This window comes from Photobacterium sp. GB-1 (assembly GCF_003026165.1).
In the GTDB taxonomy this organism is placed as follows: Bacteria; Pseudomonadota; Gammaproteobacteria; order Enterobacterales; family Vibrionaceae; genus Photobacterium.
Map to the genome: position 1 here is coordinate 34,044 of NZ_PYOB01000022.1, position 15,353 is coordinate 49,396.

At 38.8% G+C, this 15,353-nt stretch carries 12 protein-coding genes; 3 read left to right on the plus strand and 9 right to left on the minus strand.

Features of this window, described 5'->3' with window-relative positions; genetic code table 11:
• Nucleotides 1-46 precede the first annotated feature (46 nt).
• The 4 genes from tyrS to C9J45_RS17235 form a co-directional block, all read right to left on the minus strand.
• The gene (gene tyrS / locus C9J45_RS17220) at nucleotides 47-1,321 is read right to left on the minus strand and encodes a tyrosine--tRNA ligase (RefSeq protein WP_107208413.1); all 1,275 of its coding nucleotides are present in this window, start codon (nucleotides 1,319-1,321) and stop codon (nucleotides 47-49) included.
• 29 nt (nucleotides 1,322-1,350) lie between these two features.
• On the minus strand, nucleotides 1,351-2,574 hold the full coding sequence (locus tag C9J45_RS17225; RefSeq protein WP_107208414.1) for an amino acid permease: 1,224 nt from the start codon (nucleotides 2,572-2,574) through the stop codon (nucleotides 1,351-1,353).
• A gap of 158 nt (nucleotides 2,575-2,732) precedes the next feature.
• Nucleotides 2,733-4,646, minus strand: coding sequence for a pyridoxal-dependent decarboxylase (locus tag C9J45_RS17230; protein WP_107208415.1), 1,914 nt, complete (start codon nucleotides 4,644-4,646; stop codon nucleotides 2,733-2,735).
• A gap of 222 nt (nucleotides 4,647-4,868) precedes the next feature.
• On the minus strand, nucleotides 4,869-6,311 hold the full coding sequence (locus tag C9J45_RS17235; RefSeq protein WP_107208416.1) for an APC family permease: 1,443 nt from the start codon (nucleotides 6,309-6,311) through the stop codon (nucleotides 4,869-4,871).
• 1,150 nt (nucleotides 6,312-7,461) lie between these two features.
• Between C9J45_RS17235 and C9J45_RS17240 the strand changes: the two genes are divergently transcribed.
• Both C9J45_RS17240 and C9J45_RS17245 read left to right on the plus strand, forming a co-directional pair.
• Nucleotides 7,462-8,154 (plus strand): FCD domain-containing protein, encoded by a 693-nt coding sequence (locus C9J45_RS17240; protein WP_107288041.1) that lies wholly within the window; start codon nucleotides 7,462-7,464, stop codon nucleotides 8,152-8,154.
• Nucleotides 8,155-8,311: 157 nt separating this feature from the next.
• Nucleotides 8,312-9,493: an amino acid aminotransferase gene (locus tag C9J45_RS17245; RefSeq protein WP_107291286.1), complete on the plus strand. Its 1,182-nt coding sequence runs from the start codon at nucleotides 8,312-8,314 to the stop codon at nucleotides 9,491-9,493.
• A 56-nt stretch (nucleotides 9,494-9,549) separates the two neighbouring features.
• Here C9J45_RS17245 and C9J45_RS17250 read toward each other — a convergent pair whose 3' ends face one another.
• The 4 genes from C9J45_RS17250 to C9J45_RS17265 all read right to left on the minus strand — a co-directional run bounded on the left by C9J45_RS17250 (nucleotide 9,550) and on the right by C9J45_RS17265 (nucleotide 13,118).
• Nucleotides 9,550-9,930, minus strand: a complete 381-nt coding sequence (locus tag C9J45_RS17250) for a PH domain-containing protein (protein ID WP_107208419.1) — start codon at nucleotides 9,928-9,930, stop codon at nucleotides 9,550-9,552.
• Between the two features lie 389 nt (nucleotides 9,931-10,319).
• On the minus strand, nucleotides 10,320-11,426 hold the full coding sequence (locus C9J45_RS17255) for a DSD1 family PLP-dependent enzyme (protein WP_107292807.1): 1,107 nt from the start codon (nucleotides 11,424-11,426) through the stop codon (nucleotides 10,320-10,322).
• Nucleotides 11,427-11,741: 315 nt separating this feature from the next.
• Nucleotides 11,742-12,566, minus strand: a complete 825-nt coding sequence (locus C9J45_RS17260; RefSeq protein ID WP_105062077.1) for a phosphate ABC transporter substrate-binding protein — start codon at nucleotides 12,564-12,566, stop codon at nucleotides 11,742-11,744.
• Between the two features lie 129 nt (nucleotides 12,567-12,695).
• Entirely contained in the window at nucleotides 12,696-13,118 is a 423-nt protein-coding gene (locus C9J45_RS17265) for a DUF3859 domain-containing protein (RefSeq protein ID WP_107292808.1), read from the minus strand.
• A gap of 169 nt (nucleotides 13,119-13,287) precedes the next feature.
• On the opposite strand from C9J45_RS17265, the gene C9J45_RS17270 reads away from it, so the two are divergent.
• Entirely contained in the window at nucleotides 13,288-14,112 is an 825-nt protein-coding gene (locus C9J45_RS17270) for a CPBP family intramembrane glutamic endopeptidase (protein WP_107292809.1), read from the plus strand.
• A gap of 54 nt (nucleotides 14,113-14,166) precedes the next feature.
• Here the strand turns inward: C9J45_RS17270 and C9J45_RS17275 are convergent, their stop codons facing one another.
• Complete coding sequence (locus C9J45_RS17275; protein WP_107292810.1) at nucleotides 14,167-15,300, minus strand: M14-type cytosolic carboxypeptidase; 1,134 nt, start codon at nucleotides 15,298-15,300, stop codon at nucleotides 14,167-14,169.
• Between the last annotated feature and the right edge of the window lie 53 nt (nucleotides 15,301-15,353).

The following is a 15,353-nucleotide window of genomic DNA, read 5'->3' on the forward strand; positions in this document are numbered from 1 at the left end:
CATAAATTGATAAGTTAGCTGATGCTATCAGCTAACTTAATACTCATTAGCCCCAAACGATCAGGCTGTAGTTCTTTTTACCACGGCGGATCAGAGTGTAGCGACCAAAGAGTTTGTCAGCGTCTGTAAACTCATAGAATGGTTCGCTTACTTTCTCGCCATTAACCATGATTGCATTTGAGCTGATGTGTGTTTTTGCTTGACCACGAGAACTTGCAAGACCAGATTTAACTAGCACTTGTTGTAAATCATCGCCATTTTCAGCTTCAGCACTTGGCATACCATCTTGCGCTAGTTGAGCAAAATCAGATTCAGATAAGTGCACTAGATCGTTTTCAAATAGGCAGCGAGTAATGTTCTGTGCCGCTTCTAATTGCTCTTGACCGTGAACTAAACGCGTTGCTTGCTCAGCAAGAATACGTTGTGCTTCAGGTGCTTTGCCACTGTTACGATCTGCTTCTTCAATCTGTTGAATTTCTTCTTCAGAAAGGAAAGTGAAAAAGCGTAGGAAACGATATACGTCAGCATCTGCAGTGTTCATCCAGAATTGGTAGAACTTATATGGGCTTGTTTTTGTTGGATCTAACCAAACCGCACCACCTTCAGTTTTACCAAATTTAGTACCATCAGATTTTGTGATTAGCGGTACTGTCATACCGAACACTTGCTGCTGGTTCATACGACGAGTAAGGTCGATACCTGCCGTGATGTTACCCCATTGATCAGAACCACCGATTTGTAGTTCCATCCCCATTTCTTTGTTCATACTTGCGAAGTCGTAAGATTGCAGCAAGCTGTATGCGAACTCAGTAAAAGAGATACCTACTTCATCACGGTTAATTCGTTGCTTAACAGATTCTTTGCTGATCATTTGGTTTACAGAGAAGTGTTTACCAATATCACGTAAGAATGTTAGAACATCCATATTACCGAACCAGTCATGGTTATTTACCATACGGGCAGGGTTTGTTGCATTGTCAAAATCCAAGAAAGGAGAAACTTGGCGTTGGATTTTTGTCACCCAACCTGCAACTGTATCTAAAGTGTTAAGTGAACGCTCAGTCGCTTTGAAGCTTGGATCTCCAATCATACCAGTAGCGCCGCCAACCAAAGCTACTGGATTATGACCCGCTTCTTGGAAGCGCTTAAGGCAAAGTAGAGGAACCAGATGACCTAGGTGTAAACTATCAGCCGTTGGATCAAAGCCGCAATATAATGTAATCGGACCTTTTGCTAAACGTTCGCTTAAAGCTTCTTCATCCGTAATTTGAGCGATCAGACCGCGATCTTTAAGCTCTTGAATTAAATTCAAATGATTCATGTGTTCTCCAATAATCATTTTATTTACGTTTAATTAAAAATAGGTACGGCATTATTCAATGTCAGTATCTGGTTTATTATGACTTGTAGGCCAATTAATCCCACAACAAATAATACGATATTATTTGTTGCGACATTATATTCAATTTGATGTTGTTTACCACGAAGTTTTCTAAGGGCAAGAACAGGAAATAGAATCGCTAATATAGTCAAGAAAATTGCAGCGGCACCTAAAGCAGGAACAAAGCCATTCGGGTACACAAGAGTGAAAACCAAGGGTGGCAAGTAGCATAGTACCGCAGTAATTAATCTATCTTTGGTATTATTACCATGTTTAAAGGTACTTGCCAATGAATCAAATAGTCCCAATGAAACACATAGATAAGAAGTGAACATTGCGATGGATGAGAAAGCACCAATTAGATAAATTATGCTATTTTCTTGAATGAATATCTGCATTTGTTGAAGCATTACCCCAACATTTGAGCCATGCTGTGCAATATATTGAAAACTATGGTTACCAAATCGAGGTAACGAGCCGAGCATGGTTACTTCCCAAACAATGTAAACGACCAGAGGAATTAAACCGCCAGCGATAAATACATTCCGTAATGTTTTAGGATTTTCACGGCCAATATATTTCACCATGCTTGGAACACTGCCATGAAAACCAAAGGCAGTAATGAAAACAGGAATAGCAGCTAAGGCATATTTGGATGAATCGTGGATATTGACTAAAAACCGACCATGAATGAATGGAATAATAGTAATAACAAGCGTAAAAAAGATAACAATGTTAGTACTAAATAAAACGCGGTTAGCCATATCAACAGCTTTGGTGCTAATAAATACAATGGTTGCAATTATTAACGTAAATATAATCGCAATGATATGAGAGGGGACCGAAATATGAAAATAATCGGTTAAATCACTCTTGTAAATAGAGGATGCGCCTGCAATATAGGCACAAGATAAAGCATAAAGTAGCAATAATAATGATAGATTTATTACCCATTTACCAGGTTTACCAAACAGATCATAAGCAATCGCTTCAAAACCTGTACCGGTTGGGTAATTAAGACATACTTCTAATAACATTAATCCGGTATAAGTCATTACCGCCCATAAAACGGTTAATAAGATTATTGCATTATAAATACCTAAGCCTGCAGAAATTAGCGGAAGTGCAAGCATTCCTGCGCCGAGCATTGTGCCAGAAATAAGCAGTGTCGCACCAATAGCTTTTTTATTCATGACGTGTATCCTGAAAAAATACCTAATAAGATTGTTATTAGGACGTAATTAACTAGCCATCAATAACAAAAAGACGGCGATAATTAATCGAGATATTAATATCTTTCATCGTATATAGAAGAACGCCAGTCTTTAAAGACTGGCGTTTATTTTCCTTTTTAAGCAGCAGTATGTGCTAGTTTTTGTTTATTTTCTTCATCAATAATTTCACTTAGAAGACTTGTGAATACATCACGAAGGTTATTCCAGTAATTATTGAAACGAATTTCATCACGTAGGAAGTGAGTCATTACCGCTGAACGAAGAATGTAAACAGAACCTACAGTATTCCATTCGTCTTCACTAAAGCCACGGCTCTCAGCGTATAGACGAGGAGTTTGACCGTATTCTTCTTCTGATAGAGAAGTAGAAGAAGTTAGGAAGTCTTTAGTGTAAGTACGGCCTGTTGCGTAAGAGCATAGTTCGTAAATACGTTGGTTTAGGTGGTTGTGTGCTTCAAGACTATCATTGCCGATTTCTTTGAAAGTAAAGTCGACCATGTGGAAGTCAGGATGCATTAGAGGGCGAACCTCAAAGCGACGACCGTCAATAACAAATGGTTCAGCCGTTGCGAGTTTCTTCGCAAACCAGTCAGCCGTCACGATACCACGGCCAATCACATGACCGTAACCACTTACAGTTAGTGGTACTAGGCGATGAGCAGCCCATACTGCAGCGGCAGTTGCACCTGCTTTTGAACCTTCCATGATTGATGAACCTAGAACAACTTGCTTATCCGCTTCGTTCTCGTCACCCGCTTCTTCGAATACGTAAGCGGCATGGTATGAAATCAAGTCAACAATACGCTTGTCTTTCATTGCCACTGCGCCAGCTGCGTACTGGATGAAGCCCACTTTATGTGGATCAACAGTGATAGAGTCAGCTTCTGACATGGCGTGGAATGCATCATACACTTCACGTTTTGGCCAGATAACACCTTCAGGAATGATGTCATCGCTACGATAACGTTCGATTAAAGCGTCGTATTCCATGAATTCGTTGTTGTCATCAAGGAACATAGAACGTACATAGCCACCGTAAGCAGCATCAACGTGAATGTAGAAAGATGAACCGTATTTCTCTTCACACTCTTTACGAAGTTTTATCACTTCATGAACCGCATCGATAGAACCTTCCTCGGTAGTACCCACAACAGATACCATACCTAAGATAGGTGTACCTTCTTCCATTAATTTAAAGGTTACTTCGCGCATTTTTTCAACGTCTGTACGGTAGTTACCATCAACGTCTAGTGGTACAATGTGCTCTTGACCTAGGCCAAGTACGTCCATTGCTTTCATCCATGAATAGTGCTTAGAACGTGGAACAAGGAATTTACCAAGTTTACCGGCATCAACACCGACACCACGTGCTGTTAATGCACGAACTTCTTCAAAGATACCGCGTTTTTTCAACTCATCAGTAAGATCTAAAATATCTTTAGATTTCATGTTTAAAAGTTGATGCTCAGTCATGCCTTCAACAAGGTCTTTTGACTTGTCGCATGCAGCGATTGCTAGAGGCATTGTTTTAAGGTTACGAGCAACCCAAACACCTTCGTAGTTAGCAACAGTACCGCCAGAAGTAATGTGCGCCCATGATTTATTTACATCGTAACCAAACATGCGGCATAGGTCATGACCTGCTTCTAACTCAAGCTCTGTGGTCACAGGAGAGGCTTCATGTGCACAGTTGTTTGGGTTGTAAAGCATGGTCATCACGTATGCAAGGTTTGATACCATTAGTGTATCTGCGTTCATGTGGCCTAAATAGCGAGGAGAGAACCAAGGCACTGATTTAGTTTTAAGGCGTGCAGATAATCCCTGTAAGATACCTTCTGTGCGATAAAGTGTATCGCGGAAATCTGGTTGGTGTTGCATTACAGGGTTTAGCATAGGTGCATCTTCTGGGTGGAAGTCTGAGCGCCAATGCATGTGTTCGCTAATTGCGTAATCCATCATTTCTTTGAAGAATACTTGGTTTTCTGATTTAGGACCTAGGAAAAGTGCGTCCACATTCATTTTTTCGCTCATAATAAAACCTATTTTATCTTTATATAGAAATACTATTTCTGTTTATATTTATCTGTTCGGTGAAAAATATGTCAGAAAGAAAATTAAATTAGTTTTAACAAATAATGGTTTAAAACTGGGCTGTAAATAAAGTGCAACCATCAGGAGAAGCAGAAGTAGAATAGGGAACAACTACTTCTCCTGTTTATTTGTTTTGTCTTTTTATTTGATGATAAATAAGACTTAGTTTGTGTGAGTTACTGGTGCTGCATTATCCGCTTTAGCTCGGTTTGAATATTTACCCCAAGCGTAAACAATAATTGGAATAATAATCATGATAACTAAACCAAAGAATTGGAAGTTAAAGTAACTGTTTGCAGTACCGTCGTAACTTGATGGTGCTTGGAAGCCGAAGTAACCTGCAAGTAAACATGTAGCAATACCTAAACCTGAACAGATCCACATACCAATGTTACCGCCAGGAACTGTAAAGCTACGTTGTGCGTCTGGACGCTTATAGCGTAGGTAAATCGCAGCAGAGAACATCAGTAAGTAAGCAACGATATATACAAGAGATGTTAGACCTAGAAGCATAAAGTAGAAAGAATCTACGTTAGGCATCACACAAATAAGCACACCCACGATTGAGATTAGGATAGCTTGTAAGTAAATAAGGTTAACAGGTACACCTTCTTTATTTGTCTTTTGAAGTACTTTAGGTAGTGCACCAGCGTTTGCTGTTGCTTGAAGACCACGAACGGGGCCTAAAACCCAAGAGTTAACTTGACCTGCAAGACCGATAGCCATACATATAGCCATGATAGGTGTTAACCAGCCTAGACCCCACATATCAAAGTAAGTTTGGAATGCTTGAATAAGACCTGCTGTCATTGAAATGTGCTTAGTTGGAATACCGATGAAGATTGCAAAAGAACCTACAACAGAAACGATAACCACAAATAATGCAACTAAGAACACTGCGATAGGGTAGTTACGTTCAGCGTTTTTAACGTGAGAAACGTTAGATGCTGATACTTCCATACCCATAACAACGAATACGAAGCCAATGAATAGTGCCCAAGTCCCCTTATTTGATAAATCAGGAATAAGGTTTGCAGTTGTTAATGAAAGGTCAGTAACAATTGGGTGACCACCAACAAGGTAAGCGATAGCACAAGCTACAAGTACAAAGAAAGGTAAGAATACACCTAAAATTACACACAGAGTGGATACCCAACCCAGTGTTTTAACACCTCGCATATTACCCAATGTACATGCCCAGTAAACCACTAATATAACAGCAAGAATGTACATTTTATTTTGTGCTAACGCTGGGTCAAAAGCATAGGCAAAAATTGCACCGACAATCATCAATATGGATGTCATGCCAAAAACCATTTGAATCCATTGCATCCAGACTGCAATAAATCCCATACGTTCACCAAATGCTTCGCGAACCCAGATGAAGATACCACCATCTTCTGGGAATGCTGTTGCAAGTTCAGCGGAGACAAGTGCTGTTGGAATCATAAAGCAGATTGCAGCAGCTAATGTTAAAAAGATCGTCATCATTCCTGGCTGCGCTGTCATAGGGAGTGTACGAACACTCATAACAACCGCAGCGGTAATCATGACGAAACTGAAAACGCCAATTTTAGCGGGAGAAGCGTTGGTGGAGCTAGCCATTGTAGACCTCAAAATCTATCAGTTAAGCAGTAATGAGATAAAAACATCTAATGCTATAAAGCATGGTAAATATCGATATTTTTAATTACCACGTCCAAAAATCGATTTTTATGGTAGTGACTAACGGTAATTTTGTGAAGCGAAATTAATTCCAAATTCCGATTGTTTAATTTGCATTTTTAAGCAATTTACGAATTAGGAATAATTGTATAATGAATGAATACAATATGCGCATGTATGCCTAGTGGTTATATTTGGTCATTAATGGCGAGATGATTAACAATCCATGTTAAAAAGCTGGCGAATAGACCGGTTATTGTCGCCAGAAATAACATTACAACAGGGGAAAAAATGTAAAATGAAATATAGTATTGGTGTGATGTGCTAATAATGTTTAAAATATAAGGTGTTGTAATAGAAAGAAAAGTTATCGAAATCCATGTAAAGAATAACAACCATGCAGAATATGATTGGACAGTGATGAGCGTTTTGTTATGAAAATATTCATAGTGCTTAATAATAATATGTAAACTAAACAGAGGCAGAAGTGACCAAAAAATAAGCGCAAAGCTAAAGACACTATGCTGTGGGTGCCAATTAAACATAAGTACATTAATAATAAAGATGCTAATAATTGAATATGCTCGGTAAGTCATCGTTTTAAAAGAGAAATTAGGTATTAATGGGCAAGATTATATTGTGGTGTTCAAATTAATACCGCTATACCGCGCATAAAATGAAGAAGAGCCGTCATTTCTAAACATTATGGTAATAAACTGGCCATTTAGCGCATTTATATGTATTTTTAACCTTCTTGTATGCTATTGCAGAATTTATTTGTGTGAATATTGATTTGTTAACTTGTTAATTTATATTGTGAAAAATACAGACTCTATTGTGAGTTTCTATCTTTAGAACAAAAAAAGTAAACGTCAGGAATAATTACTTCTCTTATTTAATGGTAAAGTGTTCTAGCATTATTTTGTGAATAGAATAAAGTTTGAATTATTATTCATTATTACTGTATTAAGTTTTCATTGAAAACAGGGGGGATCCCATGTTTCGTAATGTGGATATGTTTAATATTCGGTAAGATGTAAGTGATAGGATTATTCCGAATTTGTATTGTGTTATTTATGATTAAGATTAGATGGTTGGTATGACTAAAGATAATTTTGCAACCATAAGCGATAGAGTAATGTGCCAGATTAGGCATGATATCTTATGTGGTGAGTTTGAGGCTGGCCAGAAGCTGATATTGAGTGAATTAAAAGAACGCTATCAAGTTGGCGGTACTCCTTTAAGAGAAGCGATGGTGCAATTAACTTGGCAGAAGTACGTCAAGATGGAGCCTCAGAAAGGATTTTGGGTTGCCGATGTTTCACTCGATGAATTACGTGGAATTTTAAAGGCACGTTTGGCCCTAGGTCATGTTGCGTTAAAAGATGCGATTAAAAAGGGGGATGAAGCATGGGAACTACAGGTTTTAACGGCCTTTCACAAGCTTAATCGGTTAGATCCTGAATCAGCATTGTTTGATTATGATGAATGGGAATTGCGCCACAAAGAGTTTCATCTATCGCTTGTTGCGTGTGAAGGCTCTGAGTTTATACTCGATATGATCTCAAATGTTTATGATCAGCAAGAACGTTATCGACATTTCTTATTAAGCGCGAACCTATCACCAGAGAAGCAATATCATGACAATGGTGAGCATGAAGCGCTGATGAAAGCGGTGTTATCGCGTAATGTTGAACTCTCTTGTCAGTTATTAAAAGAGCATGGTGAACGTTTGTACCAGATACTTGAAAAAGCCCCTTCACTGAAGGCGTTACTTAACTAGCCAAATGTTAAAGTAAGACATGCAACACACGATAATTGATTAAGTTATGATGCTTAACTTAATCAATTAATTAATGTTTGATTTCATTATTTCTAATGACGTTAATTAAATGAAGTGATAACTTAATTTCATTGTTATATTAAATGGAATTAATTAGATGTTTAAATCGCTCTCTCCAGCCCAATTAGATCCTATTCTTTCCCTATCGATTGCATATCGAGAAGATCCGCGTGACAACAAAATAGATTTAGGCATCGGCGTTTACCGCAATAGCCTTGGTGAAACACCGATCATGCAAGCCATTCAACTTGCTGAGAAACGCTTAATTAAAACTCAAACAACAAAATCATACGTGGGTTTAGCGGGTAGTGAAGTATTTAATCAGTCGATGATGGATCTTTTACTCTCAGGAACATCGGCACATTCTCGTGCAGCAGCAGTACAAACACCAGGAGCGAGTGGTGCGTTACGTATGCTTGCTGATCTTATTCAAGTTGCGCAACCTGATACAACTGTTTGGTTAACCAATCCGAGTTATGTTAACCATAAACCTGTAATGGAAGCAGCAGGTTTAAAGGTGAAGTTCTATCCGTATTTCGATCCTGAAACCAAGCAAGTAAATAGCGAGGCGATGCTCAACGAACTGGCTAAAGCAGGCCCTAAAGATGTGGTGTTATTACATGGTTGTTGCCATAACCCGACAGGTGCTGATATTAGTTTTGCCGATTGGCAAGCGATTACGGCATTGGCAAACAAAAATGGTTTTATGCCGTTTGTCGATATGGCATATCTTGGTTTTGGCGATGGCTTAGAACAAGATGGTGCTGGCCTTAAGTATATGGCTGACAATACAGAAGAGATGGTTGTCGCGACTTCTTGTTCAAAGAATTTTGGTTTGTACCGTGAACGAACGGGTGCTGCGATTATTATTAGTAATAGTCAGCAAGAAGCACAAAAAGCGAAAGGACGTATTCTTACTTTAGCGCGTTCAAGTTATACCATGCCACCAGATCATGGTGCGGCTTTAGTTGCTGATATTTTAAATGATCAGAAACTGACAAATATCTGGAAAGATGAATTAGATACCATGCATAGCCGTATCTTGACGCTACGCCAAGGGCTAACACAAGCGATACGTCAACGTGGTAGTGAGCAGTTTGATTTTATTGAACAGCATAAAGGTATGTTCTCTGTAACAGGTTTAACGCCTGAGCAGATTTTAACGCTACGTGAGCAATATGGTATTTATGCGGTAGGAGATGGTCGAATAAATATTGCCGGCTTACAAGAAAAGCATATCGACCACTTGGCAGATGCTCTAGTTAGTGTGTCACGATAATTAATAATAAAGCCTGCATCTATTTTGATTAGTGCAGGCTTTTTACTTATGTTCTGTTATTTACCGGCAACTTTTGCCGCGAGTAATCCTTGCATTGCGTAGACATTAGTTTTGCCATTAAACTCAAGAGTCAGTGGTTCATGTTGACCAGAAATCCATAATTTTAATTCTGCATCTAAATCGAAGTGGCCTTTTGTTTCTACGGCATACATGGTGATCGATTTGTAAGCAATAGAACGGTACTCTACTTTTTTACCTGTAATACCTTGTTTATCAATAAGGATCAGGCGGTAGTCCGTTAAAATGATCATATCGCGAACAAGTTTGTATGCGAGTTCAATATTTTCGTTTGGACCAAGGATGGTTGATAGCTCCTCAGTCGCATCAGCGATACTCATTTCACCAGCGTTGCCTAACAGTGCATTAAAAAGACCCATGTGTTCTTCCTTTTATCCTTGATAACTAAATGATTAATTTATCGATATACTGTTTTCGATTTTAATCGAATTGTGTTTTTTACACTAGCAGAAACATGACAAGGTTTGGGTGAGCTTTTCGTTAAAAGTCTGGAAAAGTACTGGATATAAAGGGAAACCCTAATGGATATGAAAATGTTCCCTATAAATATTGGTGGAGCTGTGAGTATCCTATTTCAATTGGTAACTTCGATACTGACTTCATAGATAGAGGGGGAGCGTAAATACGTTTTCAGATAAGTAAAGGTACAGTAAAAGACATTTACGTTAACAGCATACTTTAGCGCTACCTTTCTGCTCACAACGCAGCGTGAGTGAAACGCTGCGTTTTATGATGTTTAAATAGAGGTTTAATCAGAACGACCACGGCCAATAATTGGGAATTGATCTATGACTTCACTTCCTCTTACGGCATACAAGGTGTTGAAATTGTTTAACGTTGTATCGCAATGGCTTGGAAGCAATATGAGTTGTTGGCCTATTTGTAGTGGTGCATGGTTATTAATGAGGTGAATAATACCATGTTCATCTCCTCCCGATTTGTAACTAAGCATGTCGTCACTTTCTACTTTAGGCATGCCAAGATCAATAGAAAGACATTTCATACCTGCATCAATGATCGCTCGCTGTGGGGTAGGGTGGCTAATAACAGTACTTAATACTTTTAGAGTGACATCAAATTGGTTATTTTGATACTGATCATTTTCATCACCAATATCTTGATAAGTAGTATCCATAAACAAGTAAGAGCCTGCTTGAATTTCACTAAACCCTAGCCCTTGATAGGCTTCATATGTGCCCGTTCCACCACCACTCACAATCTCCGGTGCCAGCCCTTTAGGTGTTAATACGTTATTAATGTAATTAAAGAGATCTTCGACGACTGTTCTTGCTTGAGTATTTCGCTCTTGATAACCTTTTATATGCTGCAAGTGACCACTGTATGCCTGCAACCCAACATAACTTACACCATCAGAACAGTTAATTGTTTCTATTAATGAAATTAAGTCATCACCTATCTCCACGCCACAACGTTGTTGACCACTTTCTACTTCAATCATTAATTCAATACAAATTCCCGCATCTGTTGCTGCTTCTGAGATATCGATGATATGTTGCTTATGATCAATTACCTGAATAAAGCGATAGTCGGGATATTGTTGATAAAGTTTGACTAAACGTTGAATCTTATTTTTTCCGGCTATAGGGGTTGTTATTAGAATATCGTTAATTCCCCCGGCAGCCATAACTTCGGCTTCCCCAAGTTTCGCAGTACATATTCCTTGTGCTCCTGCATCAATCTGCATTTTCGCTATAGTGGGGCTTTTATGTGCTTTAGTGTGCGGTCTGAGATTTAACTGTAGAGCATTAATACGTTGTTGCATCTCGTGTATATTGTTTTTCATTTTGTCGAAATCAACGATCAAAGCTGGTGTGGGGAGTTGAGCGATATTCATTGTTAACTTTTCTCTCTTTTTATTTTTAAGGGAAGCTATCTTATTTTCGCCCTATTTGTTCTTGATAGCGATAATGAATTTACGAGTATATTTTTTATAGAAGTAAGAATCCTTATGAATATAGCTAAGAACACTTGTGTTCACTGGTTTCGCAAACTTTTTGATGAACTGTTGGGTGTCTGTGGATCAGGATAAGAATAGGAGAAAATGGGAAAGGAAATACAGCAGGAGAGGACATTTCAACCCAAAGTACTGACGTACTCTGGGAGGAAAGTTCATTCATTACCACAGAAGGAATGTGGATTTTTAAATATATTAAGACATTGCAATATAGCCTTTATCTTTAATGATTTTTTGTCCTTCTGGCGACATGATCCAAGCAAGGAACTCTTTAGCTGCAGGTTTTAGTTTACCCGGTTGGTTTAGCACCAAGAAGGGACGTGAAAGTGGGTATGTCTTGTTCAGTACATCTGCAACAGAGGCTTTGTGACCGTCTACCTCAACTGCTTTTAACGAGTTATCAATAGAACCTAATGATACAAAACCTATCGCATCTTTGTTATTCGCAACGACTGTTTTTTCAATACCATTACCACTCGCAACTTGTGCACGTTGGCTGATAGTCGACACTTTAACGCCGTTAATTTTAGTGGTCAGTTCCATTAACTCTTCAAACGCACCTCGAGTACCAGAGCCATTTTCACGTGTTGTTACAACTACAGGGTCACTATTACCACCGACTTGAGACCATTGGGTAACATCACCTTTAAATAATTGCTCGATTTGCGATTTTGTTAGGTTGTTAACCGGGTTTTTTGGGTTAACAACAACAGCAATACCGTCACGAGCAATTTCCGTTTCAACCAATCCTGCTTTTTTCTCTTCTGCTGATAGGTTACGTGAAGCCATACCTAGATCATTTACACCTTCGATTGAAGACTTAATGCCTGCAGTTGAACCCGTACCGTTGATGTCAATAAATACGTCAGGGTGGCTCTTATGGTAGGTTTCACCTAACACTTCCATTACCTCTGTAACAGAAGTTGAACCTGATACGGCGATGTGTTCTGCAGCCATAGCCGATGTAGATACTGCCGCAGAACTTAAAATTAATGAAAGTGCAAGAAGTGACTTAGTCATGTGTATCCTTTAGGGGCTTAGTTATTTGCTGACTAAGTTAAAGCGACTATGTGACAACTTTGTTTCAAAAAATATTATTAGGAAGTAAGGTTAGATTCCAATAATGAAATAGTTTTGTTTCAAAAATGATTAAAGTCCACGACGCTTCCAAAATTGCCCTTCATCATTATTGAAAACATTGAAGGTTTTTTCCGCAATTATGTTGTTATTCATTTCTAATGTCATACGCCACGGGCCAACTTTATTGCTGATGGGAGCCCAAATTGTATCGCCAAGGTAAAAATCCCAATCATTATTACCAACATAAACATACCCATCGAATGGTTCTAAGACTTCACCGTCGTCATTAGTGATGTTGGGGTGGTAAATGCAGTAATGAACCTTTTCGCCTTTGGCTTTTTTTATATTAACGGTAAAGCCAAATTCAATATCAATTTCAGCTGGAATGTCTAAGGTAAACTCTTTGATCTTCGGTAGCTTTTTTGAGTCTGCATCCCAGGTGGTGAAAATGCCGTATGAGTGTAGGTGTATAATAGGTTTATTTTTTGTCATTGATTGTGGATCTCGTTTGATTAACGGTACGGATGAGATAACCGAATAATAAATCAAAAAACATTAATTTTCTTTTCAAATTAAGATGTTAGCAAATATTTCTTCAGGGTATGATATGTTTTCTGATAATTTAGATGTTAATAACTCTTATTATGAATGGAAATAGTAAATGGAACCAACAGTTTGGATATGGGGTTTACTAGCATGCGCTGTCGTTAGTGGGTTTTATCGTAAAACACTATTGACTGGCGTATTAGTTACTTTAGCTTTACTTGCTGCGGTATTTCAAGAGCGGTTATCAATCATTGCTATCGCTGGTGTTGCGATTGGTTTTTGTGTGGCGTATTTCACCGCGAAGCAAGAAGGGAAGTGGCGTTATGCTGGGTTAAGCTTCATGTTGATTTGGTCTTTAGCGCTTTTTGCTCACGCGATCCCCGGTTTTGATAATCTACAAGTACTAGATAAGGTGTACGCTAGCCTTGATAGCACACCGTTTACTATGTATTTAAATTTGGATAAACCGTTGGTTTTCTTTGGTTTGTTATTGGCTTATCCAGCATTGTTAGGGAGTAACAAAACTTGCAATTTTAAAGTACTCGCTTTAGTTGTGATGGGATGCTTGTCGTTATTACCTATTGCTGCGGGGTTAGGAGCGTTAAAGTTTTCTTTTTCGACACCACATTGGTTGTGGTTATTTGTACTAAACAACTTGTTGTTTACCTGTGTAGCAGAAGAAGCACTTTTTCGCGGTTTTATCCAACAAGGTTTATCGAAGCGTTTCGGTTGGGTAATCGGGCTTGTTGTTGCTAGCTTACTGTTTGGATTTGCACATATTGCTGGTGGCATGTTGCTAGTTGTGTTCGCAGGTCTTGCCGGTTTATGTTACGGCTTAGCTTTCTATCTGACAGGGCGTTTATGGGTAGCTGTATTACTACACTTTATGTTTAATTTGATGCATTTGATTTTCTTTACTTATCCGATGTTAGCAAAATAAGTAATAAAGCGGTCACCATGATGACCGCTTTATATATTTACTACTTACAGGATATTAGCGTAAGTGATCCATGACGACTAACACCGCTGCAAGTGTGTCGCTACCAAATGCCACACTTCGCTCTGGTGACCAACCGTATAAGCTGTCTGGTTGGTTATTGTGATCTTTAAATGGCATTTCAATAGTGTAAGAAAGACATTTAAATTCTTCTGCTACCCAGTTAGAGCCGACTGTTAGGTTTGCTTCACCGGGCTTATCTTTATCGTAACCATGTTCAACCTGGAACTCTGGTGTAATTGTTAGCAGTGCCTGCTTGAACATATTTTCAAGATTTTCTAAGCGCGCATCATAAGATGGAATTCCTTCTGAACCCGCAACGAAGTTATAAGGAATCGCTTCATCACCATGAATATCAAGGAAGAGATCCACACCTGTTTCAAACATTTTTTCACGCACGTAGAAAACTTCTGGACTGTTTTCTAGTGATGGTGTTTGCCATTCACGGTTAAGGTTTACACCAATCGCGTTTAGGCGAAGGTGACCACGCGCACTACCATCTGGGTTCATGTTAGGCACAATGTAGAAAACGGCTTTTTCAAGTAAAGCACGACCGACAGTATCGGTTTCATCCAGTAAACGTTGAATAAGACCTTCAGCAAACCATTCAGCCATTGTCTCGCCTGGGTGCTGACGTGCAATCACCCATACTTTCTTTTTATTTTCAGCGGTTGATTCATCACCAATAACCAATAGACTCATATCTCGGTTATCAAGTGTGTGGCCTAATGTTTCTAAACGGCAGTTGTAGTGGCTTTGTGCAAGGTGAAGAAGATCTTGATGGCGGTCATAGCTGTATGGTGCAAAGTAAGCAAAATACATTGATTCATTTTCAGGGATCACGCTGAAGGTTAATTTATCGCCATCAAATTCAGCTGGAATGCGGAACCATTCTTCACGATCGTAAGAAGCAACGACATCATAGCCTTTCCAGCCTTCAGGGTAGGCTGAATTTGCCAGGTCTAGGATTGTAAAGTTGTGCGGTTGTTGAGCTTCTGTTTCTAAACGGAAGTGGAACCATTGATGAAGTTCAGAGTTATTATCGTTAGGAATAGTTAACTGAATGTCGTCTTTGCTATCCGCTTTAACAACGTTAATACTTCCACTTTCAAAGTTACTGAAGATTTTCATTTTTAGTTTCTCATTCTAGGCTTTAATCTCAACTTACCACAAAGATAGTCTGC

Excerpts from the sequence above, each read along its gene's own strand:
- tyrS (WP_107208413.1), bottom strand. The coding sequence starts at position 1,321 with ATGAATCATTTGAATTTAATTCAAGAGCTTAAAGATCGCGGTCTGATC.
- C9J45_RS17225 (WP_107208414.1), bottom strand. The coding sequence starts at position 2,574 with ATGAATAAAAAAGCTATTGGTGCGACACTGCTTATTTCTGGCACAATG.
- C9J45_RS17230 (WP_107208415.1), bottom strand. The coding sequence starts at position 4,646 with ATGAGCGAAAAAATGAATGTGGACGCACTTTTCCTAGGTCCTAAATCA.
- C9J45_RS17235 (WP_107208416.1), bottom strand. The coding sequence starts at position 6,311 with ATGGCTAGCTCCACCAACGCTTCTCCCGCTAAAATTGGCGTTTTCAGT.
- C9J45_RS17240 (WP_107288041.1), top strand. The coding sequence starts at position 7,462 with ATGGTTGGTATGACTAAAGATAATTTTGCAACCATAAGCGATAGAGTA.
- C9J45_RS17245 (WP_107291286.1), top strand. The coding sequence starts at position 8,312 with ATGTTTAAATCGCTCTCTCCAGCCCAATTAGATCCTATTCTTTCCCTA.
- C9J45_RS17250 (WP_107208419.1), bottom strand. The coding sequence starts at position 9,930 with ATGGGTCTTTTTAATGCACTGTTAGGCAACGCTGGTGAAATGAGTATC.
- C9J45_RS17255 (WP_107292807.1), bottom strand. The coding sequence starts at position 11,426 with ATGAATATCGCTCAACTCCCCACACCAGCTTTGATCGTTGATTTCGAC.
- C9J45_RS17260 (WP_105062077.1), bottom strand. The coding sequence starts at position 12,566 with ATGACTAAGTCACTTCTTGCACTTTCATTAATTTTAAGTTCTGCGGCA.
- C9J45_RS17265 (WP_107292808.1), bottom strand. The coding sequence starts at position 13,118 with ATGACAAAAAATAAACCTATTATACACCTACACTCATACGGCATTTTC.
- C9J45_RS17270 (WP_107292809.1), top strand. The coding sequence starts at position 13,288 with ATGGAACCAACAGTTTGGATATGGGGTTTACTAGCATGCGCTGTCGTT.
- C9J45_RS17275 (WP_107292810.1), bottom strand. The coding sequence starts at position 15,300 with ATGAAAATCTTCAGTAACTTTGAAAGTGGAAGTATTAACGTTGTTAAA.